Raw genomic sequence first — 23,752 nt, 5'->3', positions numbered from 1 at the left:
TCGCTTTCTCAATTTCGTTGAAGAGATCCTAGCCCACTACTTTCCATCGAGATAGATTTTCTTTGCCGTCAGGTAATTTCTTCTCATTCGTCAGCGCAGCCCGTGCGTGGCAATCTTCTCTCATCGCAATGCATCAATGCGAATTCAGAGGTAAATATCGCCTTCTCAATCACAGAAAGTACGAGGTCAATATGTCAGCTTCTTTTGCAGGTAAAAAACTTTTAGTTGTGGGCGGCACCAGCGGTATGGGTCTGGAAACAGCACACCTCGTTCTGGAAAATGGCGGCAGCGTCGTACTGGTCGGTAACCGTCAGGCGAAAGCCGAAGAAGCGCGAAAAACGCTGTCACCGCTGGGTAATGTGTCGGTGATTGTGGCTGACCTGATGAAAGAGGAAGGGATGAAACACGTCATGGCGGAGATCAATCGCGATCACCGTGACATCAACCTCTTAGTAAATGCTGCCGGGGTGTTTTTCCCTAAAGCGTTCACCGAACATGAAGAAGCAGACTACGACATGTACATGAACATCAACCGCGCGACGTTTTTCATTACCCGCGACGTGGCAAGAAATATGGTAAAGGCCGGTATCAAGGGTTCCATCGTCAATATTGGTTCTATGTGGGCACAGCAGGCCATCGGTGCAACGCCATCGTCAGCCTATTCCATGGCAAAAGCGGGTTTACATGCGTTGACCAGGAACCTGGCACTGGAACTCGGCCCGCAAGGTATCCGCGTTAACGCTGTCTCCCCGGCTGTTGTGCATACGCCAATCTACGAAGGGTTCATTCCGAAAGAGGATGTTGGCGGCGTGATGAACAGTTTCGACAGCTTCCACCCGATTGGCCGCGTAGGCACCCCGCTTGACGTGGCTGACACTGTCGCGTTCCTGCTGTCTGATAAAACCAGCTGGGTCACCGGCGCAGTATGGGATATCGATGGCGGCGTGATGGCTGGGCGTAACGCATAACCATTTAACCCAGTGGAAATCTGGGCGCAGCACCTGATTGCGCCCTTCTCTTTTAGGCCTTTCTCAGCGTTTTAATAATCACTTTCCCGTTACCATCGTAATAGCGGCTTGGCCAGATCTGCGCCGCAGGAACGCCAATCGCCTTAGCAATCAGCATTTCCCCCTTCGGCCACGGGCGATTCAATGCATTCGCCAGTGTAGAAGAAGACAAACCCGCCGCCCGCGACGTGGCCGCAAGCGTCGTTCCCTTCTTACGCAATGCCGCAATAATATCCGCCTGATGCCAGTCGGTTCGCTGGAATTTACTCATTGTTCACCTCCGTGATGCCAGCCAATCAAACGCCATAGCGGCGCATCTGTTCTCCAGTTCTCACAGGGCGCAATTCCCGGCTGCAAGCTTGCCGCAGCACGATGATCATAATTCAACTAATGACAGGCTTACAATATTAGAATCAGTAACTTGCTAGGAAAATTCCAGTAAATATCAGACGTTACATGGCGTTGCAGAGAAGGAGATGAATTTCGATTAAAAGCCCAGGCCGCATTCAAAATGCCCCAAACAAGCGGCATAAAACCGCGCGGTTTTTTGCGGCGGTGACGGAAATAGCTGAAACACGGCTATCACGATTCTGCGATAGCACGGAGCGAAAAGTGCGTAGAGTCCAGAGACCCGCGCGATTGCGGGTCTCTGGTCGGTATGGGCCGACGCCCACGGTTTTGAATTTAAAAACTCACCGTTCCCAGTATGACTCTTCCAGACTGTCTTCCCGCTCTGGCAGCCCACGCGTCAGTCTCGGCGAATGCTGATTCAGCACCTGATAACTCACGCGGTTGGCGTATTTACACACCTGCGCCAATGACGAATAGGTCAGGTAGTCGCGGGAGTGCTTACTGGAATTGGGCACACTGCTGCGGTGGAAACCGTTGGCGGCGATATCATGCAGCAATGCAGAAAGTGCGCCGTCACCAGCACCGTTGGTGTTCATGATCTTCTCCGGCCCGCCCATGTATGGCGCGATGTGCGAATAGATCTTCAGCGGCGTCTGGCAGCAGTCACGGCGCATAGCGCGGCTGAACTCATACTGGTTGAACTCAGCAATCGCTCCCGGCAGCAGCGGATGATTGGTTATCCGTTTAAATTCTTCTTCGGTATAACTGGCCATAAACAGCCCGTTAGGCCCCGCGGTGCATAAGACCAAATCCACCCAGTCCAGCGCTTTGTCGGCCGCCATCAGCGGGTCTTTCAGGCCAGTCAGCGCGAAGCCTTCGTCCTCATTCATAGCAAGAATCGAGACGTTATCGCGAATAAAATCACGCCACGCCTGAGGATTTTCGGCGATGACAAACTGGGTGCCCAGCGTCAGCACGACCGGTACCTGATATTTCTTGGCGTAGGCGATGGCCTGCATGGTGGCTTGCGGCATCGGTTCACCTTCGCCGCTGCGCAGCAGATACGAAGTGAGTACTAACGCCGATGCACCGGCGATCACCTCTTCCGGTACGCTCTCTTCACGCAGATTGTTCATATGGCCGGGACTGATAGCAAAGGTGCGTTCGCCGCTGTCGCTGATCAGCGTAAAACAGCGGCCGATCGCGCCGTCAACGCCCTGCAAATAGTTAAGATCCACACGGCTCGAGGTATTACAAAGATAGCGGTAGGCGTAGCTGCCGATCTGCACATGGCTGCACATCACGCCCAGCAGCACCGAGCGGTCATCCGCCAGCACTGAATAGTTGTGTAACGTGTTGCCGATGGTGCCACCGGCAAACTGATGTGTGATCAACGCTTCACGCATCAGTTCCTGATAAAGCGCTTCGGCGGTATCGTCGTCAATCACGCTCGATTCACCGGCTTTCAGACCATAACGCGCAACGAAGTCTTCATCCACACGGGCTTCAATATCCACCATCGTCTGGTCGATACCGACAATATAGGACGCGCCCGCTTCGCTTTCCGGCTGCATCTGTTGCAGCATCGAGTCACGTAATAACGGGTCACGTGCACTGACAGGGAAATAGTGTTTTGACTTACGTTTACCAGGAAATTTCATGGATGTTCTCTGTAGTTCAAAAGCGCGAAATGTGTCTGCTATTTTTCAGACGTAACGGTCAGAAGTGCTGGGTGACCAGCTGTTGCAACAGGTCAATATGTTCTGGCTGATCGTTAAGTGCGTCGATGTAGTCGAAGCGTTCGCCACCGGCGTGCATAAAGATCTCGCGGTTCTCTTCTTTGATCTCTTCCAGAGTTTCCAGGCAGTCAGACGCAAAACCCGGACACATAATCTGAACATTTTTGATGCCCTGCGCAGGCAGGCCTTTCAGCGTTTCGTCGGTGTACGGCGTGAGCCACGGTTCGCGGCCAAAGCGCGACTGGAAGGTCAGCATGATTTTACCGGCTGGCAGGCCCAGGGCTTCGGTCAGCGCCTGTGCGGTGTCATGGCAGCGCTGCTCGTAGTCATCGCCCAGCGCCACAAAGCGTTTTGGGATGCCGTGGAAAGAGAGGATCAGGCGGTCCGGTTCGCCACGTTCGGCGAACGAGCGCAGCACCGTGGATTTCAGCGCAGAAATATAAGCCGGATGCTCGGCGTAGTCACGGATAAAACTGACCGACGGCAGACGGCGCTGATCTTTAAGCACTCGCGCCACGCCGTCGAATACGGCGGCACTGGTGGAGCAGGAGTATTGCGGATAGAGCGGCAGCACCACCATTTTAGTCACGCCCTGCGCCAGCAGCTTGGTGATGGCGTCCTGCATGTTCGGGCTACCGTAGCTCATGGCCAGTTCAACCGGCGTGCCCGGCAGGCGTTCGGCCAGCGCTTTTTGCTGACGACGGCTGAAGACCATCAGCGGTGAGCCCTCTTCCATCCACACGGCTTTGTACAGTTTGGAGACGCGCGTTGAGCGCAGCGGCAAAACCACACCGTAAAGGATAGGTAACCAGATCAGCCGGTTGGTGTCGACGACACGAATATCACTTAAAAATTCAGCCAGATACTTTCTTACGGCCTGCGGCGTTGGTGCTTCGGGTGTACCGAGATTGACCAGTAACACACCGAATTTCGTCTGCATCATGCTGAATTTCCTAAATTAATGCGGCCAAGGGGCCAAAATGACACGAAGCGGCCAGAAGGCACTTCGACGTAACGCCTCATATTGTAACGAAATTGCGGGGGATCGGAACCGATAACAGCCAACGGCAGGAGTAATCAATAAAAGCAAAGAGAGGTAAAGTACGGAGATTTAAAAATAACAAAGGCGACCGGAGTCGCCTTTGTGTCATGCGGTTTTCATGCTGAAAATCATTAGCCCAGAATCTGAGCCAATTCCTGACGCACTTCGTCCACTTTCTGTGTGCCGTCGATGCGCACATATTTGGTGTTACCCGCTTCAGCTTCTTTGCTGTAGTAGGAGATCAACGGTTCTGTCAGCTCATGGTATTCCACCAGACGCTTACGCACGGTTTCTTCCTGATCGTCTTTGCGGGTGATCAAGTCTTCGCCGGTCACATCATCTTTGCCATCTACTTTCGCAGGGTTGAATTTGATGTGGTACACGCGGCCAGAGCCAGGGTGTACACGACGTCCAACGATGCGATCAACGATCAGTTCGTCCGGCACGTCAAATTCCAGAACGTAATCCACTTTGATGCCAGCGTCTTTCATCGCATCAGCCTGTGGAATAGTGCGCGGGAAGCCATCCAGCAGGAAACCTTTACGGCAATCTTCTTGCTGAATACGCTCTTTTACCAGTGCAATCACTAATTCATCGGTCACCAGTTTTCCGGCGTCCATAATTTCTTTCGCTTTCTTGCCGAGTTCACTTCCGGCTTTCACAGCTGCGCGCAACATATCACCGGTAGAAATTTGCGGAATGCCATATTTCTCCATGATGAATTGAGCCTGTGTACCTTTACCAGCGCCAGGAGCGCCCAGCAGAATGATACGCATTGCGTAAATCCCCTTGCATGTAATTTTTATTAAAACGCAAAAAACGACCAACCATACCATTCTGCACGCCCTTCCTCAAGGAAGGGACATTGCGCGAAGCGGCTCAGGCCAGTGCTTCCTGACGTTTTACCCGCAAGGTTTGCGACACCACTGCCAGCACGATAATGCACCCGCCGATTATCGCCTGCGGAGTCGGCGCTTCGTGTAAAAACAGATAGATCCACAGCGGCGCCAGCGCAGTTTCGAGCAGCAAAAACAGCCCAGCATTGACCGGTGAAACAAAGCGCGTAGAGAGTGAAATCAGCCCCATCGCCAGCGGCATAATGATCGCGCCTTCAATCGCCAGCCACAGCCACTGTGTGTGCGTGAGCAGCGGTACGCCATGCAACACGCCGCCTCCGGTAAAGGCCACGACGCAGGCTGACGCCAGAACGCCGCCAATCGAGGGTAAACCAACGGTGCCGCTCTCCACTTTGGAGGCAAAAATAAAGGCCAGCGCCATCGACACGGCGGTTGCCAGCGCAAAATAGTTTGCCATCGGATCATGCCCTTCTGCGCGCCCGGTCATGACAATCGCCACCCCTAACATCCCGGCGATAGCAGCCAGCAGCAGGGCTTTGTCGATTTTGGTGCCAAAGAACAGCCGCGAAATGATGGCGGAAACAAAGGGCGTAGAAGAGATGATCACCAGCACGGTGGCGATGCTGCCGCGGTTCAGGGCATTAACAAAGCAGGCCGATGCGATACAGAAAAACAGCGTCGGGAGCGTATTCTGGCGCGTGATCCAAGGTACGCCCAGCACTGCCCGGCTTTTCGGCCACAGCAGATAGACCAGCACCACCAGCCCCCACATAAAGAGGCCGCGCAGCATCACGATCATCCAGGAGTTATCGATGCTCATCAGACGGATAAACACTGAGTCAGTGCTCAGGATAATGCCGCCCAGAATACCGATCAGGTTGCCATTAACGGGGATAGATTTACTCATTTTTGACTCCAGAGCCGGGCTAAATCATCAATCACACTTCCCGTATGATCAACATATTGCGAGTGTTTTCCACGCGTGCAGCGTGAAATCCGCAGGGTGTGGGCGTGCTCGAAATAGCTGCCATCCATCTGCTTGATTTTGCGCAGCTGTTCTTCAGAAAGCGTTGCCACCGGGAAGCAGGCGAATGGCAATCCTGAGGCACTGACCGAAGTAAGACGCAAACCATTGGTCAGCGGCAGGTCGATTTTCTCAATGCTGGCGACGTTATACGGCTGCCATGCTGGGTCATCCATGGCGTCGATAGCCTCCTGCAATGGCCGTTGTGACACCGTTGAACCTTCGAACAGGCGCAGCTCGCTGCGAAACAGACAGCTGTGGTGCTCGGGGCGCACGGCAATGATCGCCAGCCCCACGGCAACCGAAGCATGTTTGTGCAACGGTGCGAGAAAAATCGAACTGTTGGTGATCAACTCATCATGCAAGCCGGTGGCAAAGCTGTGCGATGCATCCACCACCGCTTTGCCTTCGCTGCATTCAAGGTCACTGATCACACCGGTATAAGGATTGACGTGGGTGACAATATTGACGCCGCTGTTTTGTGCAGAGGCATCGTTCGCCACCGGGTGCGAGAACAGCAGCTCAATCGGCTGATAGTGGCGGTGATCGCCCAGCTCCAGAGAAAAATTATGTTTATGCAGTAAATGCGACAGCATGGCTAAGCCGACACGCACTGACTGCACCAGAAAGATGTCGTAACCTTCCAGCCGGTAGGTGGTCGTCAGCTTATCGCGCAGCACTTCCCGCAGCCGGTTAACTTCCCTGTAATAGTGGTCACCGTGCTGTTGCTGCAAGGCGGGAGCAAGGGATGAAGGATCCATCAGTCGATCAACTCACGCTGGTACAGTAACGGCAGGACGTTGTCGCGAAACACAGATCCCACTCCCACTTCGCAAGGTGGCTTGCGGTAATTCACCCAGGCAATTTCAGCGATCTCCGCGCTGGCGACGGGTTGTCCAACCACTTCCACCTGATACACATGATTTTCAATCGCGACTTTTTCGAACTCGGCCACGCCGTGAAATAACCCCAGCGGGGTTATTTTTGCGGTATCAACATTCAGCTCTTCTTTCAGTTCACGTTTCAGACAGCTGATATGATCTTCGCCGGTCAGCGGTTTGCCGCCGGGAGAAATAAAAATATCGGTACCGCGTTTGCGCGTCAGTAATAACGCGCGGTCACGGATGATCACTGCCGAACATTTGACGATAGTTTTCATCGCAATACCTTCAATTACGCCGCAGCATGCGCCGCAGTTCTTGGGCCAAGATTCAGGGTTTCACCTGAAAGGAATTTGACAATATTCAGCGCCAGCGGGGTTTTCTCATTCAGGTAAGCCAGAATGGTTTCATCGCTCGGCGTAGTGAAGCTGTCACCGAAAATGCTCACTCCTTCCAGCGATTTGGTGGAGATACCCAGTTGCAGCAGGCGGTATTTCACGTCATCCGCCGACTGGGCAAATTCGTAGATTGGGGAGTGATATTGAATGTCGAACTGATTCATCAGGTTCACCAGGAAGTCTTTCGCCACCTGACGCTGCTCCGGAAACTCCTGCTGATAATGCGTAATACCGTCGTTGATCACGCTGATGTCGTTGCGGCGGCAGAAGTCCACCAGATGCGCGTGAATCGCCAGTTTTTCGCCCAGCAGCACCAGATTTTTACGGTGGCGCAGGATATCGCTTTCGATATTTTCTATGGCGATGGAGCGGAAGGTGCCGCTGATATCTTCCACAGTATGGGCGACCAGTAATTCGCCAAAGCGGTTACGCAGCTCTTCAACGCGGTGCGCCAGAATGCCGCGGTGTAGCGAACACCCGCTGTTAGCGGAGTAAAGATGCACCGGGATACCTTGTAACATCAGATAACAGGCAGCCAGCGTACTGTCGCGGCCACCGGTAAACATAACGAGCTGAGTGCGGGGTGCAGAGGAAGCTGTGTAAGTCGATTTATCAGAAAGTGAATTGTTCATAGTCATCCTTATTTTTTATACAGACATAACCAGCGCGCAAGGCGCAGACTGGCGCATCCACTGAGTGTTAGTCAGTAAAATCACAGCGCCTGTTGGAGAGATGTGCTTCGGAACAAGGTCGAGACTAATGGGTTTTTTCGGCACAAGAAAATGATATAAACAGACACTAGAGATGAATAAATCTAACAAGGTTGAGACATGGCTGACCTACCGGCACTGCGCGCGCTGCACTATTTTAAACAGGCGGCGTTGTTTGAAAGTTTTAGTCTGGCGGCGGAATCGCTGAATGTGACGCACAGTGCGGTGAGCCATCAGATCAAAAATCTGGAAGGCTGGTTAGGGACGCCGCTGTTTAAGCGCGCCGCGGGCCGGGTTTATTTAACCCGCGACGGCGAGAAATTAAAGAAGTGCTGCGATCAGGTCTTTAGCGAAATAGAAACGACCTGTCGGGAAATAAAAGCGCGGCAGGAAAATAACTTAATTATCTCCTGCGCCCCGAGTTTTCTGGCGCAATGGCTCATTCCGCGCATCAGTCGTTTTTCCGAACGCCATGAGAATATTGTTCTCACGTTTCAGACCCACACTGATGTGCAGCAAATCCACGAGCAGCGCACCGATATTCTGATCAAAAGTAATGAGCATCAGCAAACCCACGACATCGAATCCACGCTTATCACTGTCGATTATATCGGGCCGGTCTGCTCACCGGGTTTTCGTCACCGTTTCACCTACCAGACTGATTTCTCCACCCTGCCGCTGCTGCACGCCGACACCAAGATGAACGCGTGGCAGGAGTGGGCCAGAAAAACCAACGCCAAAGGCGATTTTGTGGCGGGCAAACATTTCGATAATCTGACGCTGGCGATCCAGGCGGCAAAAAACGGGTTGGGGATCATTATGACGCCGCAAATTTTGGTGAAGAAAGAGCTACAGGAAGGGACGGTTATCGCCCCGCTGGGTTTTGCCGAAGTTGATCGCGCCACTTATATGCTGGTAAAAAGCAGTCGCAGCCAAGAACCGGAGATCACGGCGTTTCGCCGCTGGTTACTGGAAGAGGCCAGCAGCGGGTAGCCGCCAACACGAGATAAAATACGTTTTTTGCGCTGAAAATAATAATTGACCGATCATTCCATAATCAATATTATGGCGCCTCAACTCATCGAAAGCCCCCCACCTCTTATGAGTGCCGACAAACCTGCTTATCCCGGTCGTCCAAGACTGTTTGAAAACGAAGATGTCATCGATGCTGCCGTGGCCGTATTTAGCGCCAATGGTTACGCGGGCACCTCTGCGCAAGATCTCTGCGACGGTACAGGGCTGGGGAGAGGAAGCTTATATAATGCCTTTGGTAGCAAGCAGGCTCTGTATGAGCAAGCATTGTTGCGCAGCCATGAGCACACTATGAGCGCGCAACTGTCTATTCTCACACAATCAGGCCTAGTCAAAGAACGTCTGCATACCCTGCTGCTCTGGGGGATTGCTGAGGATTTATCCCAGCCGGAACAGCACGACGCGATGCTCTTATTCTCTGCCCTCGAACGCGGCAGCAAAGATGAAGCCGTCTCCAGGCTGAATCAGGAATATCGCCAGCGCCTCGAACAGACGCTGGTCTCGGTATTTACCGAAGGTCAGCAAAGCGGCGAACTGGGTAATAAAGCCACGGCCATCGAAATGGCGCGGGGGTTTATGGCGGGCTATTACGGCCTGCGCGTACTGAATAAAAACATCTCAGACAGAAAAATTCTCGAAGACGTCGTCTCCGGCTTGCTCATCAACTTATAAATTAATCGCTTACCGCGCATTAATTTCTGCTTTCAATTTTGTAACGATCGTTCAAATACAGGATAAATAAAAGAAATGCCATTCGTCGTTTATGTCTTAGGGTTAGCTATTTTTTCGCTGGGGACAGCAGAGTTAATGGTGGCAGGAATGATGCCCAGCTTATCTGCCGCTTTTGGAATTACCACGGGGGAAGTCGGCCATCTGATTTCTTATTATGCTTTCGGCGTGATGTTAGGCGGCCCGGTATTAACCTATTTTTTCCTTAAATTTAAAGCGCCGTATCGCGCCACCTTGCTCTGGCTTCTGGTGTTATACGTTGCAGCTCAGGGCTGGGGGGCTTTTGTCACGGATTATTCCCTTCTCGTGCTCATCAGGATCATCACCGGTATTTTGTGCGCCGGATGTCTGAGTTTATCTTTAGCTACCAGCATGGCGATGGTGTCTGTCGAAGACCGCCCGCGCGCCGCATCCATTGTTATCGGCGGTTTTATGGTCTCCAATGTTTTTGGCGTGCCGCTGGCCACCATTATCGATCAGCATTATGGCTGGCGAATCAGCTTTGGTTTAGTGGCCATTCTGGTGCTTCTCTGTCTGCTGGTGCTGTTTCGCCTGTTACCGCAGGTCAAAGGCAGCGGTGCGCTCAATATGGGCATAGAACTCCAGGCATTTAAAAAGAAGGCGTACTGGAAAGCCTGCATGACCAGCTGTTTAATTCTGGGCGCCAGCTTTGCGGCATTCAGCTATTTTATGCCGGTTTTGGTCGACATCAGCGGTTTCAGTATGAAAACTGTACCCTTTATTTTGATGCTGTATGGGTTAGCCAATATTGTCGGCAATATGATCACGGGTCGTCTGGCTTATCGTTATAGTCTGGCGGTGATGCTGGTCGGGTTATCTATTCTGAGTCTTTCCCTGCTGGGCATGGCACTGTTCGCCGAATATGCGTTAATCGCGATTGCGGCAGTGATATTGATTGGCTTGTCCGGTGTGCCGATGAATCCGGCGATGATGGCCAGAATTGTGAGCGTGGCTCATCCGGGACCGATGGTCAACGCGGTGCATACCTCGGTCATTAACATCGGTTTAGGTGGCGGTTCTTATCTGGGCGGGATGGCGTTATCCGCAGGTTTTGGGCCACGTTCAACGTTGTGGATCGGCATGGTGTTAGCCGTCCTGGCACTGTTATCCATATTGCCTTACCTGCGTCGCACGCCCAAAAGCTGGGCATAATATCCCGTAAAGTCAGAGGATCGGATTTAACCCAGGCAAAAAAATCCCTGTCCGTGGACAGGGATTTTCGTGCAGGGTAAGACGTTACGCCTGCAACAGCTGATTCATGCGGCGGATAAACAGGTTTGGATCTTCCAACGTGCCGCGTTCTGCAAACAGCGCCTGGTCCAGCAACAGCTCAACCCACTCGCTGAATTGTGCATCGTCGGTGACGTCCGATGCGCGTTTTACCAGCGCGTGATCCGGGTTCAGTTCGAAGATGTATTGCACTTCAGGCGCATCCTGACCGGCAGCAGCAAACAGTTTTGCCATCTGCGTGGTCATTTCGTCAGCACCGGTGGTGACAATGGCCGGCGTATCGGTCAGACGGTGAGTCAGACGCACATCTTTCACGCGATCGGCCAGCAGCGTTTTAACGCGCTCAACGAACGGCTCCAGCGCTTTCTCCGCTTCTTTCTGCTCTTCGCTCTCTTCGTCTGCCAGTTTGTCCAGCTGGTCGTCAGCTTTGCTGACGGACTGGAACACTTTGCCGTCGAATTCGGTCAGGTAGCTCATCATCCATTCGTCGATACGATCGGATAACAGCAGGACTTCAATGCCTTTTTTACGGAACAGTTCCAGATGCGGGCTGCTCTTCGCGGCAGCATAGCTGTCGGCGGTGATGTAGTAAATCTTGTCCTGACCTTCCACCATGTTGGCAACATATTCTTCCAGCGACAAAGTCTGCTCGCTGCTGTCGTTGCGGGTGCTGGCGAAACGCAGCAGTTTGGCGATCGCTTCTTTGTTCGCGCCATCTTCTGCCGGGCCTTCTTTCAATACCAGGCCAAACTGTTTCCAGAATTGCAGGTATTTTTCGTTGTCGTCTTTCGCCAGTTTTTCCAGCATCTGCAGGACGCGCTTGGTCAGCGCACTGCGCAGGTTCTGGGTGATACGGCTGTCTTGCAGAATTTCACGCGAGACGTTCAGCGGCAGATCGTTGGAATCTATCAGACCACGAACAAAACGCAGGTAGTTCGGCATGAACTGCTCGGCTTCGTCCATGATAAAGACGCGCTGGACATACAGCTTCAGGCCGTGTTTGTGATCACGGTTCCACATATCCCACGGTGCCTGCGAAGGAATGTACAGCAGGCTGGTGTACTCCTGCTTACCTTCAACGCGGTTGTGGCTCCAGCTCAGCGGATCACTGAAGTCATGGGAGATATGTTTGTAGAATTCAACGTACTCTTCGTCGGTCACTTCCGACTTACCGCGGGTCCACAGAGCCTGCGCCTTGTTGATTTGCTCCCAGGTTACGGTGCCGTCTTCTTCGTTGCGGGTTTCAACTTCAACCGGCAGCGCAATGTGGTCGGAATATTTGCTGATGATCGAGCGCACACGCCAGTCATCAAGGAATTCGTCCTGATCTTCACGCAGATGCAGGGTAATTTCAGTCCCGCGTTCTGCTTTCTCGATATCCGCCAGTGTGTATTCACCTTCACCGGCAGATTCCCAGAACACGCCCTCTTCCGGCGCTGCGCCTGCGGCACGGGTGCGTACGGTGACTTTGTCTGCCACGATGAACGCAGAGTAGAAGCCCACGCCGAATTGGCCGATCAGCTGGCTATCTTTAGCCTGCTCGGAACCGACAGATTGCAGGAAGGCTTTGGTGCCGGATTTCGCGATGGTGCCGAGGTTGTCGATCACTTCGTCACGGCTCATGCCGATGCCGTTATCGCTTAATGTCAGAGTGCGTTTTTCTTTATCAAACCCCAGACGTACGTGCAGCTCGCCATCGCCTTCATACAGTTCAGGCTTTGACAGCGCACGGAAGCGCAGCTTGTCGGCGGCATCGGAGGCGTTGGAGATCAGCTCACGCAGAAAAATTTCTTTGTTGGAGTACAGCGAGTGGATCATCAGATGCAGCAGCTGTTTAACTTCAGACTGGAATCCGCGGGTTTCTTGTCCTTTCATACTCATCAAATTACCTCAATCACACTGTTTGATTTGTCATTACGCTGGAAAGCCCGGCCTCACGGCGGCATGCTTGCCAAAAAGTAAAACGCTGAGGAGTAGATGGGGTTTTAAGATGAGGAATTCAAGAGGAAATAGCGGGTTTGGCGGAAAAGTGAGCCGACGCGCGTGAAAAACGCGTCGGAGCAAAGTATTTAGAACTTGAAAGGATGACGCCCTGCCAGAGAGTGTGACAGCGTGGTGCCGTCAACCATCTCCAGCTCGCCACCCACCGGCACGCCGTGAGCGATGCGGCTGGCCAGTACGCCATACTGCCCGCACATTTCAGCGATGTAGTTCGCCGTGGCGTCTCCTTCCACCGTCGGGTTGGTCGCCAGAATTACCTCTTTCATGCTTTCGCTGGAAAGACGGTGCTCAAGACGATCCAGACCGATATCATCAGGGCCAATGCCGTCCATCGGAGACAAGTGGCCCATCAGCACAAAATAACGGCCGGAGAACTGTCCGGTTTGTTCTACCGCATGAATGTCTGCAGGGCTTTCTACCACACAGATCTGGCCATTTTCTTTACGCCGCGGGTTGGCGCAAATGGTGCAGATTTCTTGTTCAGTGAAAGTACGGCAATCGGCACAGTGGCCGATTTCTGACATGGCACGCGTCAACGACTGCGCCAGCCGCATTCCGCCGCTGCGATCGCGCTGCAACAGCTGGAATGCCATACGCTGCGCCGATTTCGGGCCAACGCCCGGCAGGCAGCGCAACGCCTCCATTAGTGATTCAAGGAGAGGGCTGGTTTGCATCAGAATGGCATCTTAAAGCCCGGTGGCAACTGCATGCCGCCCGAAACGGAAGCCATTTTTTCTTTCTGTGTTTCTTCGATGCGACGCGCAGCATCATTGAATGCCGCAGCAACCAAATCTTCCAACATGTCTTTGTCATCTTCCAGCAGGCTTGGGTCAATCTCAACGCGACGGCAGTTATGGGCGCCGTTGATGGTGACTTTTACCATGCCAGCACCGGATTCGCCGGTGACTTCCAGCTGGGCGATTTCTGCCTGTACCTGCTGCATTTTTTCCTGCATTTGCTGGGCCTGTTTCATCAGGTTACCAATGCCGCCTTTTCCAAACATAGTCTTCTCTCTCAGCAATGGCCGCGTGATTATCGCGGCGTTTAAACGGGGCGAATACTCTCTTCATCCAGATCTGCGTCGAAGAAACGGCGCAGGGTCTGAATGTTATTATCCGCAATAATGGACTGACGCGCTTGCGCCAGTTTTTCTTCATAAATGGCCTGTCGCCATTCAAGCGGCGTTTTGACTGCCAGATTATCATCTTCCAGCACAATCAGTTCAACCGGCTGCTGATGTAAAGCTGACAGCGCCTCCGCCAGCACTTTCTGCGCTGACGATGAATTCAGATGCCGCTGCGAAGTGCGCAAATGCAGGCAAATTTTTCCCGACTCGGGCTTTTCACACCACGCATTCAGCGCCAGTTGCTGTACCAGTTTTGGCATCACCATCTGGTTGATTTCGGCCGCCCACGCATCGCGTTCGGTGGCTTCAACCGCCAGACGCGCAGCAAGCTCCGGGGACTTTTCATGTTCAAGTGCGGTACGCAGCGCTTTTGGCGTGGTGACCGGCTCAGCGATTTCTTCCACGTCATTCACGGCCTTCCAACGGTAAGCTTCTTCTTTTACCGGTGGTTCGGGCTGTTTCTCTTTGCGGGCGCTGGCCTGCGTTTGCACACGCTCAGTCACTGAGGCGAGGCGCTCCAGTGCTGAGTTTGCCGGCCGCGCTTTTCCTGGCGCTGCCGGCTCAGCTTTTTTTGGGGTGGTGTTTCCCTGCTGTCTGAGTAACTGCGTCCGCGCCTGTAAAAGCTGGGCCGTGCTGTCCGGCATTCCCGGCTGCGGCCCTCCGTGCGGCGGCGGATTATCCTGCTGAACGCTTCTTGCGGGCTGCGGTGCAGCCGGAGCAACAGAAGCTGGCGGCGCAGTAACTTGCGCAGGCACCACGGGTTCAGCAATAAAAACTTTCGGGTGGAAGGCCAGCGCACGCAACAGGGTCATTTCAACCCCCATGCGTTTGTCTGGCGCGTACGCCAGCTCTTTGCGGCCAATCAATAGGGTCTGGTAGTAAAGCTGAACGTCAGCCGGTGGGATAACCCTGGCCAGTTCACGCAGGCGCTGTTCGATGGCCGCATAGTGGTTGTCGAGCACGGCTGGCAGCAGTTGCACCATCGCAATACGGTGCAGCAGGGCCAGTGTCTCCACCAGCAGATTTTCCCAGTCAACACCGCGCGAGGCGGCCTGTTCGACCTGCGCCATCATCTGCGCGCCATCGGCGCTGACCAGCGCTTCAAGCACTGCCAGCGGCTGTTCGTCGTCCAGCGTGCCGAGCATCTGCGCCACGGTTTCGGTGGTGACAGCGCCCTGCCCCATAGCAATGGCTTGATCGGTGAGGCTTAAGCCATCACGCATACTGCCGTCAGCGGCACGCGCTAGCAGTTGCAGCGCACGGGGTTCACTGGCGATCTGCTCGGCGGTCAGCACACGCTCAAGCTGATGGCGGATCTGTTCGACATCCAGCGCTTTCAGATGGAATTGCAGGCAACGGGATAAGATGGTCACCGGCAGCTTTTGCGGATCGGTAGTTGCCAGCAGGAATTTAACGTGTGAAGGGGGCTCTTCCAGCGTTTTCAACAGCGCATTGAAGCTGTGACGCGAGAGCATGTGCACTTCATCGATCAGATAAACTTTGAAGCGGCCACGGGCCGGAGCGTACTGCACGTTGTCCAGCAGTTCGCGGGTATCTTCAACTTTGGTACGGGAGGCCGCATCAATTTCAATCAGGTCAACAAACCGGCCCTGTTCTATTTCACGGCAGTTATCGCACACACCACACGGCGCGGAGGTGATGCCGGTTTCGCAGTTCAGTCCTTTTGCCAGCAGACGCGCAATAGAGGTTTTACCTACACCACGGGTACCGGAAAACAGATAGGCGTGATGGATGCGCCCGAGCGAGAGGCCGTTAGCCAGCGCGGTCAGCACATGTTCCTGTCCGACAACGTCGGCGAAAGTTTGGGGGCGCCACTTACGGGCCAGGACCTGATAGCTCATTAATACCGGAGAAGTCGAGTGGTCGGGGGGCCATGCTATCACAGCCTCGCCTGAGCAGGCGAGGCTTGTCTGAATCAATGGCCTGCGAAGGAAACCAGGCTGTAGCAGTTGATATTCAGATTGTTTAAACGCTGTTCACCGCCGAGATCTGGCAGATTAATAATAAATGCGGCATCCGTCACTTCTCCACCCAAACGGCGGATCAGTTTGGCGGTAGCTTCGATGGTTCCGCCGGTCGCCAGCAGGTCATCCACAACCAGAATTTTCTCACCGGCCTTGATGGCGTCGGTGTGAATTTCCAGGCTGTCGGTGCCGTATTCCAGCTCATAGCTTTCGCTCAACGTCGCACGCGGCAATTTGCCCGGCTTACGTACGGGAACAAAACCGACGCCCAGCGCCAAAGCAACCGGCGCGCCGAACAGGAAACCACGGGCTTCGGTGCCCACGACTTTGGTTACACCGGCGTCACGGTAGCGATCAGCGAGTAATTTGATGCTGGCGGCGTAAGCTTCTGGATTCTCCAGCAAGCTGGTGACGTCACGGAACAGAATACCCGGCTTCGGGTAGTCAGGAATGGTTTTGATGCTGCTTTTGATAAACTCTAGCTGCTGTGTGGTAGCTGTCATAGTAATTGCCTGATAAAGCTGCTGTTCATCCTTAAACGCGAGGGTAAAATATCCCCGCAATGCCACAAAATAAAGGCTGTTTAAGAAAGGAAAATAGGCGCGTAACGCAATACGCGAGATGCCCAAATCTATGCAAAGCCGCTTTAAAAAGCAACCCGCAGCCGGACATGATCGCCTGTTTTATTGCTTCAGGTCAACCACTGGCAGACGCCACATCATGATCAGCAAAGCAATCATCATGCAGAGCAATAAGATACGCACCCACCATAGGGGCACAAAATAGAGTGAAACGGCAAAAGTGGCGATGATCATCACCACCGCTCTGCTTTTCGCCCCCGGCGGTAAGGCGCGATGTGCGTGCCAGTGACGCAGATAGCAGCCAAACCATGAACGGTACAGCAGCCAGTGATGAAAACGCGGCGATGAGCGGGCAAAGCACCAGGCAGCCAGAAGTAAAAATGGCGTGGTCGGCAACAACGGCAATACCACGCCAAGCGTGGCCAGTACCACGGACAACCAGCCAAGAATAATCAGTAACAGACGTTTCATTTCACTCCCTGAAAAACGTTTCCGGCCCGTTTTCCTAGCCAAAAGAAGCAGTGTAAACAACCGGCCAGCCGCTGCCAAATCCCGCATATCTTGTTTCTGGTGGTGTACAGGTTAAGCTAGGCGCGTCGTTATCGGAGAAACCCTGTGAGCACTGAACAAATATTGCATGCACTCAACCAGCAAATTGAGACGCTGGCCAGCGAAATTGAACCCATCGGTCATGTTTCCGCCCAGCAGGCCCGCTTCGACGTGGCGCTGTTTGCTACCAAAGGCACCCGCCTGCGCGACTATCTGGCGGAGATCCGCCTGAACCTCAGCCAGCTAAATCAGGTGGTAAAGGAGAAACGTCAGGCACAGGTTGCCTTTGTGGCTGAACGGCTGATTTCCCAGATAACGGCCTTGCAGCGGGAACTTGCCACTCAGGCGCTGCGTAAAAACAATCAAACGCCGGAACGCAAAAGTCATGATAATTATACCCGGTTGTCTGAGCATCAGCAGTTTGAGAGACGCCTGATCGCGATGATTCAGGACAGGGAAAGTACGCTCGGCCAGCTTGCCACGTTCAGTGACCAGCAGCGGGTGCAGCAGGAGCTGGCGGCACTGGAAGGACGCCTTATGCGATGCAGACAGGCGCTGGCGAAAATTGAGCGGCAGATTGAGCGGCAGGAAAAAGGTTTTTGAATGTTTATCACAACTTTTGAAAACGCCGGGTCAGACGCCCGCATTTGTATCTATAATCAGTTTCTGATCTTTACATCTCATACTACAAAAAATGTTGGCCTCCATGTCTGTTGAAAACGCGCCACCCGAGCTACAGCTCGCTGTTGATCTCATCTATCTGCTTGAGTGCAATGAAATTGCCCCCGAGACGGCGCTGGCTGCGCTTGAAATTGTTCGCCGCGACTATCAGGAAAAGCTCAAGGGGAGTAAAAACACCTTGTCCATCAGCTATTTATAGCGCTTCTTTTGATAATATCTTCAATGACTGAAATTCAGGGAATGTCGCCATCCATTCCCTGAAGGTGACGGTATTAACTCTGCTCTGGCGCTATCGCATCTGGCTCATCGCCCGGCTGGCGTAGCGTACGTTTCACTTCCTGCACTTCCTCATTACCGCTCTGGTTATGCAGGTAAACCTCAAGCTGATTGAATGCAATGTTAATGTCATTTTCGCGGCACAGTTTGTCGATGCTGCGGTTCAGTTCATCCACGGTCGCACTTCGGTCACCCAGTTCCCGCACGTATAAACGCAATTCATGGTCAAGCGTGCTGGCACCAAAGTTGACGAAATAGACCTGAGCCGCCGGATCACTCATCACACGCGGGTTATCATGCGCCGCCTGCAGCAGCACCTCTTTGACTTTATCCAGATCAGAACCATAGGCCACACCGATTTTAATCACCACGCGGGTCACGGTGTCAGACAGCGACCAGTTGATTAGCCTTTCCGTAACGAAAGCTTTATTCGGAATGATCACTTCTTTACGATCGAAGTCAGTAATGGTCGTCGCACGGATGCGGATACGGCTGACTGATCCGGAATAAGTGCCTATGGTGACGGTATCGCCGATACGTACCGGACGTTCGAACAAAATAATCAGACCCGATACAAAGTTGGCGAAGATCTCCTGTAAACCGAAGCCCAGCCCAACCGACAGTGCCGCTACCAGCCACTGTAGTTTGTCCCAGGAAACGCCAAGGGATCCCAGCACCGTAATCGTGCCGATCACCGTGATCGAATAGCTGAGGATAGTAGTGATTGCATACGAGGCACCCTGCCGCAGCTGCAACCGCGAAAGCACCACCACTTCCAGTAGTCCGGGTAAGTTTCGTGTCATGACGTAGGCGACAATGATCGCGACGAATGCCAGTAACAGGTTACCTAGCGTGACCGTTTGCTGCACCACCGAACCCGCGACATTACTTGAGTAATGCCACAAGGAGATGCTGTCGAGGTAAGAGATCACCGTCAGTAAGTCAGACCAAATCCAATAAAATACCGACGCAAAGACAAAGAATAGCGCCATGGTAGTCAGACGCAGAGATTGCTGGTTGATCTGATCCAGACCCAGCGGCTGTTCTTCAACAGCTTCGCTGCCTTCTGCGCCCTCTTTAGCATTATTACTTTGACGACGAGCCAGCGCACGCCGGTAGGCCAGGCGACGGGCCGCGACGCTCAGCCCGCGCAAGGCGGTCTGATAGGTGAAATTCCACAGGATCAGTAAATAGAGGCTGTCTATCCAGCGACCGGCCAGACGCAGAGTGGTATAGAAATAGCCAGCCAGCATCAGGCCAATTAAAAACAGCGGTGCCAGTGCAATGGCGGTGACAATCGTGAGACGTACCGTATGGGAATTTTTCTCACGCCAGCCATCGCGGCAGATTGGGAAAACTAAGACGGCCAACACGGCCAGAGTCACCAAAATCACGACCTGTCCGATGATGTCATCCACCAGCCCTAACGGGGCTTTTTCGCCCCCTACGGACCAGAAAATCAACGGTAACATCACCAGACTTAAACGCACGACAGAACGGCGATAATGCTCACATAGTTTTGCCGGTGTGCCGAAATGACGTTCGCTCACACCATTGGGTTTCAGCAAGCGGTAACAGAAGCCCATCACCAACATGAAGACCGCCAGCCGCTGGGAGAGCGTCCACAGGAAGTCACTGAGCGGGATATCGCACTGTGAGAACCAGTAGCCGATCCCCAATACCAGTAACACCAGGGGTAGAGTATTCAGCAGTGTGAGCACCAGCGCGCGTGGCGTGTGCAATTGGGTATCGTGCTTTAGCTGACCCACTTCGCTATTGAGCTTGTCGAGATGCATGTTGATCGATTTTCTGCGCCAGAGCAGCAGCAAAATCATCACAAGTATTGGTACGGTCACCGGCAGAGAGTGCAGTGCCCCCATCATCAGTTCGCCACGTGGGAGATCGATGTGCAAATTGCTGAGCTGGTTTTTCACATCTTCAGGCAATGCTTTAATGAACGTCCAGTTCATTGGCTTGTTACTGTTTACCCAGAAAATCTGCTGGGTGAGGGTTTGCGTCAGCGACTCGTTAATACTCGTCAACTGCTGCTGGTTAATTTGCAGGTTTATCGCGAGCGAAAGTTGGTTGCCCAACTGCTTGTTGAGCTGATCGAGCAGTTCTCGACGCATGTCGACAATCTGGTCGAGCGCGTCGCTGATATCGTCGTTGATCTTCTCTTTGCTGTTATCCACCACGCCCTGAATATAGGTATCACCTTGGAATAAAGCGTCCCGCTGCTGGTTAATGGTGAACTGCTCAAGACGCAGATCGGCGATGCGGGCGCTCATATCAGTAATAAGCCCGGTCGGCGGAATGGTATTTTGCTGCTGCTGATAAAGAATTCGCGAAAGCAACAAACTGCCCTTCAGCACGCTGATCTGCTCTTTCAGGTCATGCTCTGCCTGAGAGGAGCGATCGAGCCAGTTTTTGACGGTAATGTTCTTCTGAACCAGCTGATTGCCCTCTTCTGTCGCGGCAATCAGGCGCTGACTGAGCGTGCGGTTTATCCCGAGCTCCTGCGCCACTAGCGGATCATTTTGAATATTTGAGGTATCGTCCGGCGTTTGTGCTTCTTTCGCCGTGCGTTCAGACAGCGTTAACCTCTTGCCATTGACGACCTGCTGGAAGAGCTGCGCTACCCGCTCAAGCTGGCTGATGTGGGCATTGGTGAAATCGCGCTGCTTTTGCAATAAGTCCTGCAAGGTGGTGTTCGCCTCAAGGCTTTTTCGCTGGAAATCTATCTGCGCATTGAGCAATGCCTGCTGGACTATCAGCATCGTCTGCTGGGTCGCCCTCAGGTTCTCCTGACTGGAGGTCAGTCCGTTGAGCTGATTACGGATCTTCTGCAAGCCAAGTGAATAGGTGTACATCGCACTCTGCACGCGCTCAGGTTGTGTTTGCAATGAGATGAGCTGCGTGTTGAAAGTCGAGAGATCATCCTGCGAAGACTGCAGATCGTCGAGCGTGTCATTGAGGCGGTTTTCCAGCTGACGCAGTGACAGCGCGGCCAGCGATTCCTGTGTTACGCCGTCGTTATCCCCATTTTTAAGCTTTTGCAGGCCATCAGTGGCCGTTCGCAATTTGGCCGGGGCTTCAGCGACCTGCTGACGTAGCTCTGCGGCATCTTGTTTAACGCGATCCAGCGCATCAAGATATTCAAGGGTATGAATCAAATCCTGCTGGGATAACTTATCGACCGGCGTCAGGCTTTTCTGCCTGGTCAGGGAATCGAGCTGATTTTGCACTTCGTTGCGGGTTGGCAAATCGTTACTGATAGCCGCACTCGCAGGTGACACCATTAAAGCCGACAGCGAGAGCGTCAGGACAAACGCCGCCACACGCCAGAGGGTTAGCGGAAAAAAAGAAAACCACGACGTAGAGAACAACGCGGAAAATCGGCTTGGCATGAGTTAACTTTATGTCAGAAAAGAGGGAATGATATTAACACTACAATAACAGCTGACACAGAGCCAAAAATCCGGAAAAGCGTGTCAGAATACAACAGACAGCAGGACGAAGTGATGATCGGGAAGGTTTGAAATCAGAGGGCGTTTTTGGTTTGCAGCAGACTTGGGCACAGTTTCAGCATTTCTATATATGTATCAATAAACTGCGCTGCCTGATTTTCTAAATCAAAACTTTCGGGTATAAACAGCCAGTTCTCCATCAGTCCGGTCAGATAGGCACGTAAGATAATGGCTGCCTGACGGGGGTGGAGATCTTGGGGTAGTTGTTCGGCCTCGATGCAACTTTGCAGGATACGTTCTACTTTTCCATAACCTTCCATATAAAGCGCTTTACGCGCGTCATGGACCGAAGTCATCTCCCCAACAAATTCACATTTGTGAAATATAATTTCCATCAATGCCCTACGACGAGGATCCGTCACTGTGGCACGTAAAATGTAAATCAGTATCTCACGCAGAATACGCAGTGGATTATTGGGAAACTTTGTCTGATACTCTATTTCGAGATCATGTATCTGGGATTCGCATTGTTCCCAGACACCATTAAACAGTTCCACTTTATTCTTGAAATGCCAGTAGATAGCGCCCCTCGTGACACCGGCTGCATTCGCAATATCGGTTAACGACGTAGAAGCAACTCCGCGGGCAGAGAATTCCCTTACTGCAGCATTTAAAATTTGCTGCCGGGTTTCAAGGGCCTGCAATTTGGTTTTTCGTGCCATAGGGTTAGCTTTTGGGGGCGTTTGATTTACATACATTCGGGAATGTATGTAACATAGCACGCACATATTAAAAGCGCAGCAATGGGTTTAAAAGCTTGTGATCCATTGGACAATTTGAAATCGGACACTTGAGGTTTATTTATGAACAAAAACAGAGGGTTAACGCCTCTGGCGCTAGTTCTGATGCTTTCCGGAAGCTTAGCACTTACAGGATGTAATGATAAAGAAGCTCAACAGGGTGCACCAAAAGCGCCAGAAGTCGGCGTTGTTACGCTGAAAGCTGCGCCGCTGAATGTCACTACTGAACTTCCAGGTCGTACTGCATCTTTCCGAATCGCTGAAGTCCGCCCACAAGTCACCGGGATTATCCTTAAACGTAACTTCGTTGAAGGCAGTGATATCAAAGCGGGTATGTCCTTATATCAAATTGATCCGGCCACCTATCAGGCTGCCTATGACAGCGCTAAAGGCGATCTGGTGAAAGCTCAGGCTAACGCTCAGGTTTCCCGCGTGACGGTAAACCGCTATAAGGCATTACTCGGCACCAACTACATCAGTAAACAAGATTACGATACCGCCTTCTCAACCGCGGCTCAGGCTGACGCATCCGTCGTCGCTGCCAAAGCTGCTGTAGAAACTGCCCGTATCAATCTGGCCTACACCAAAGTGACCTCCCCTATCAGCGGACGTATCGGTATTTCGTCGGTGACAGAAGGTGCACTGGTGTCCAACGGTCAGGCCACCGCGCTGGCAACGGTTCAACAACTCGACCCTATCTATGTTGACGTCACTCAGTCGAGCAATGATTTCCTGCGTCTGAAGCAGGAACTGGCTAACGGTTCGATTAAACAAGCTAACGGTAAAGCGCAAGTTAAGCTGCTGTTGGATAACGGTAGTGAATATTCTCAGGCGGGTACATTGGAATTCTCTGATGTTACCGTTGACGAAACCACCGGCTCCATTACGTTACGTGCTGTCTTCCCTAACCCGAAAGATGAGCTGTTGCCTGGCATGTTCGTTCGCGCCCGTCTTGACGAAGGTGTGAATGAGAACGCGTTACTGGCACCTCAGCAAGGTATCACCCGTAACCCACGCGGTGATGCGACTGCAATGGTCGTTGGCGCAGATAACAAAGTTGAACTTCGCACAGTCGTGACATCACAAGCAATTGGCGACAAATGGGTTGTGACCGATGGTCTGAAATCTGGCGACAAAATCATCGTGACCGGATTGCAGAAAATCAAGCCAGGCGTGCAGGTCAATGCGCAGGAAGTCGATCAAAACGCAGGCGCTGATAAAAAGCCTGCATCTGATACAGCGCCGAAGTCTTAATAGGAGCCGGT

The 23,752-nt window shown here is 52.8% G+C and carries 23 protein-coding genes and 1 other annotated feature; of the genes, 7 read left to right on the top strand and 16 right to left on the bottom strand.

Annotated elements, in window-relative coordinates; genetic code table 11:
- Nucleotides 1–191: 191 nt before the first annotated feature.
- On the top strand, nucleotides 192–968 hold the full coding sequence (locus tag ACZRKO_RS01105; RefSeq protein ID WP_463735437.1) for an SDR family NAD(P)-dependent oxidoreductase: 777 nt from the start codon (nucleotides 192–194) through the stop codon (nucleotides 966–968).
- A gap of 52 nt (nucleotides 969–1,020) precedes the next feature.
- Here ACZRKO_RS01105 and ACZRKO_RS01100 read toward each other — a convergent pair whose 3' ends face one another.
- From ACZRKO_RS01100 to ACZRKO_RS01065, 8 genes are all read right to left on the bottom strand, one after another.
- Nucleotides 1,021–1,278 (bottom strand): helix-turn-helix domain-containing protein, encoded by a 258-nt coding sequence (locus ACZRKO_RS01100; RefSeq protein WP_463735436.1) that lies wholly within the window; start codon nucleotides 1,276–1,278, stop codon nucleotides 1,021–1,023.
- Between the two features lie 421 nt (nucleotides 1,279–1,699).
- Entirely contained in the window at nucleotides 1,700–3,019 is a 1,320-nt protein-coding gene (locus ACZRKO_RS01095) for an inosine/guanosine kinase (protein WP_463735435.1), read from the bottom strand.
- A gap of 58 nt (nucleotides 3,020–3,077) precedes the next feature.
- Entirely contained in the window at nucleotides 3,078–4,040 is a 963-nt protein-coding gene (hemH, locus tag ACZRKO_RS01090; protein ID WP_463735434.1) for a ferrochelatase, read from the bottom strand.
- A gap of 230 nt (nucleotides 4,041–4,270) precedes the next feature.
- Nucleotides 4,271–4,915 (bottom strand): adenylate kinase, encoded by a 645-nt coding sequence (adk, locus tag ACZRKO_RS01085; RefSeq protein WP_463735433.1) that lies wholly within the window; start codon nucleotides 4,913–4,915, stop codon nucleotides 4,271–4,273.
- Between the two features lie 103 nt (nucleotides 4,916–5,018).
- Nucleotides 5,019–5,903: a DMT family transporter gene (locus tag ACZRKO_RS01080; protein ID WP_463735432.1), complete on the bottom strand. Its 885-nt coding sequence runs from the start codon at nucleotides 5,901–5,903 to the stop codon at nucleotides 5,019–5,021.
- Nucleotides 5,900–6,781, bottom strand: coding sequence for a DUF6024 family protein (locus ACZRKO_RS01075; RefSeq protein ID WP_463735431.1), 882 nt, complete (start codon nucleotides 6,779–6,781; stop codon nucleotides 5,900–5,902). Before ACZRKO_RS01075 ends, ACZRKO_RS01080 begins: the two co-directional genes overlap by 4 nt.
- Nucleotides 6,781–7,179: an NUDIX hydrolase gene (locus ACZRKO_RS01070; protein WP_140470648.1), complete on the bottom strand. Its 399-nt coding sequence runs from the start codon at nucleotides 7,177–7,179 to the stop codon at nucleotides 6,781–6,783. The genes ACZRKO_RS01075 and ACZRKO_RS01070 overlap by 1 nt, the downstream gene beginning before the upstream one ends.
- Before the next feature lie 14 nt (nucleotides 7,180–7,193).
- Complete coding sequence (locus ACZRKO_RS01065) at nucleotides 7,194–7,865, bottom strand: hypothetical protein (RefSeq protein WP_463737433.1); 672 nt, start codon at nucleotides 7,863–7,865, stop codon at nucleotides 7,194–7,196.
- A 264-nt stretch (nucleotides 7,866–8,129) separates the two neighbouring features.
- Between ACZRKO_RS01065 and ACZRKO_RS01060 the strand changes: the two genes are divergently transcribed.
- The 3 genes from ACZRKO_RS01060 to ACZRKO_RS01050 all read left to right on the top strand — a co-directional run bounded on the left by ACZRKO_RS01060 (nucleotide 8,130) and on the right by ACZRKO_RS01050 (nucleotide 10,943).
- Entirely contained in the window at nucleotides 8,130–9,002 is an 873-nt protein-coding gene (locus ACZRKO_RS01060; protein ID WP_463735430.1) for a LysR substrate-binding domain-containing protein, read from the top strand.
- Nucleotides 9,003–9,110: 108 nt separating this feature from the next.
- A complete protein-coding gene (locus tag ACZRKO_RS01055) occupies nucleotides 9,111–9,713 on the top strand; it encodes a TetR/AcrR family transcriptional regulator (protein WP_463735429.1) in 603 nt (200 codons plus the stop codon).
- 75 nt (nucleotides 9,714–9,788) lie between these two features.
- Entirely contained in the window at nucleotides 9,789–10,943 is a 1,155-nt protein-coding gene (locus ACZRKO_RS01050) for an MFS transporter (protein WP_463735428.1), read from the top strand.
- An 84-nt stretch (nucleotides 10,944–11,027) separates the two neighbouring features.
- Here ACZRKO_RS01050 and htpG read toward each other — a convergent pair whose 3' ends face one another.
- The 6 genes from htpG to ACZRKO_RS01020 form a co-directional block, all read right to left on the bottom strand.
- Nucleotides 11,028–12,896, bottom strand: coding sequence for a molecular chaperone HtpG (htpG, locus tag ACZRKO_RS01045; protein WP_463737432.1), 1,869 nt, complete (start codon nucleotides 12,894–12,896; stop codon nucleotides 11,028–11,030).
- A 194-nt stretch (nucleotides 12,897–13,090) separates the two neighbouring features.
- A complete protein-coding gene (gene recR / locus ACZRKO_RS01040; protein ID WP_463735427.1) occupies nucleotides 13,091–13,696 on the bottom strand; it encodes a recombination mediator RecR in 606 nt (201 codons plus the stop codon).
- The gene (locus tag ACZRKO_RS01035; protein WP_463735426.1) at nucleotides 13,696–14,025 is read right to left on the bottom strand and encodes a YbaB/EbfC family nucleoid-associated protein; all 330 of its coding nucleotides are present in this window, start codon (nucleotides 14,023–14,025) and stop codon (nucleotides 13,696–13,698) included. Before ACZRKO_RS01035 ends, recR begins: the two co-directional genes overlap by 1 nt.
- Nucleotides 14,026–14,066: 41 nt before the next feature.
- A complete protein-coding gene (gene dnaX / locus ACZRKO_RS01030; protein WP_463737431.1) occupies nucleotides 14,067–16,010 on the bottom strand; it encodes a DNA polymerase III subunit gamma/tau in 1,944 nt (647 codons plus the stop codon).
- Nucleotides 14,676–14,740: a sequence feature (DnaX frameshifting element), on the bottom strand. Its footprint overlaps the gene before it by 65 nt.
- Before the next feature lie 74 nt (nucleotides 16,011–16,084).
- The gene (apt, locus tag ACZRKO_RS01025) at nucleotides 16,085–16,636 is read right to left on the bottom strand and encodes an adenine phosphoribosyltransferase (RefSeq protein WP_463735425.1); all 552 of its coding nucleotides are present in this window, start codon (nucleotides 16,634–16,636) and stop codon (nucleotides 16,085–16,087) included.
- Nucleotides 16,637–16,816: 180 nt separating this feature from the next.
- Nucleotides 16,817–17,185, bottom strand: coding sequence for a DUF454 family protein (locus tag ACZRKO_RS01020; RefSeq protein ID WP_463735424.1), 369 nt, complete (start codon nucleotides 17,183–17,185; stop codon nucleotides 16,817–16,819).
- A gap of 144 nt (nucleotides 17,186–17,329) precedes the next feature.
- Here ACZRKO_RS01020 and priC point away from each other — a divergent pair, with 144 nt between their 5' ends.
- Nucleotides 17,330–17,866 (top strand): primosomal replication protein PriC, encoded by a 537-nt coding sequence (gene priC, locus ACZRKO_RS01015; RefSeq protein WP_463735423.1) that lies wholly within the window; start codon nucleotides 17,330–17,332, stop codon nucleotides 17,864–17,866.
- A 103-nt stretch (nucleotides 17,867–17,969) separates the two neighbouring features.
- A complete protein-coding gene (rsmS, locus tag ACZRKO_RS01010; RefSeq protein ID WP_463735422.1) occupies nucleotides 17,970–18,143 on the top strand; it encodes a pleiotropic regulatory protein RsmS in 174 nt (57 codons plus the stop codon).
- Between the two features lie 73 nt (nucleotides 18,144–18,216).
- On the opposite strand, the gene mscK is transcribed toward rsmS, so the two are convergent.
- Nucleotides 18,217–21,627: a mechanosensitive channel MscK gene (gene mscK, locus ACZRKO_RS01005; RefSeq protein WP_463735421.1), complete on the bottom strand. Its 3,411-nt coding sequence runs from the start codon at nucleotides 21,625–21,627 to the stop codon at nucleotides 18,217–18,219.
- A gap of 134 nt (nucleotides 21,628–21,761) precedes the next feature.
- Complete coding sequence (acrR, locus tag ACZRKO_RS01000) at nucleotides 21,762–22,409, bottom strand: multidrug efflux transporter transcriptional repressor AcrR (RefSeq protein WP_463735420.1); 648 nt, start codon at nucleotides 22,407–22,409, stop codon at nucleotides 21,762–21,764.
- A gap of 141 nt (nucleotides 22,410–22,550) precedes the next feature.
- Here acrR and ACZRKO_RS00995 point away from each other — a divergent pair, with 141 nt between their 5' ends.
- Nucleotides 22,551–23,741, top strand: a complete 1,191-nt coding sequence (locus ACZRKO_RS00995) for an efflux RND transporter periplasmic adaptor subunit (RefSeq protein ID WP_463735419.1) — start codon at nucleotides 22,551–22,553, stop codon at nucleotides 23,739–23,741.
- Nucleotides 23,742–23,752 lie beyond the last annotated feature (11 nt).

This window comes from Ewingella sp. C233 (assembly GCF_055407225.1).
The sequence above is the reverse complement of the archived record's forward strand: the minus strand, read 5'-3'. Positions and strand labels throughout refer to the sequence as shown.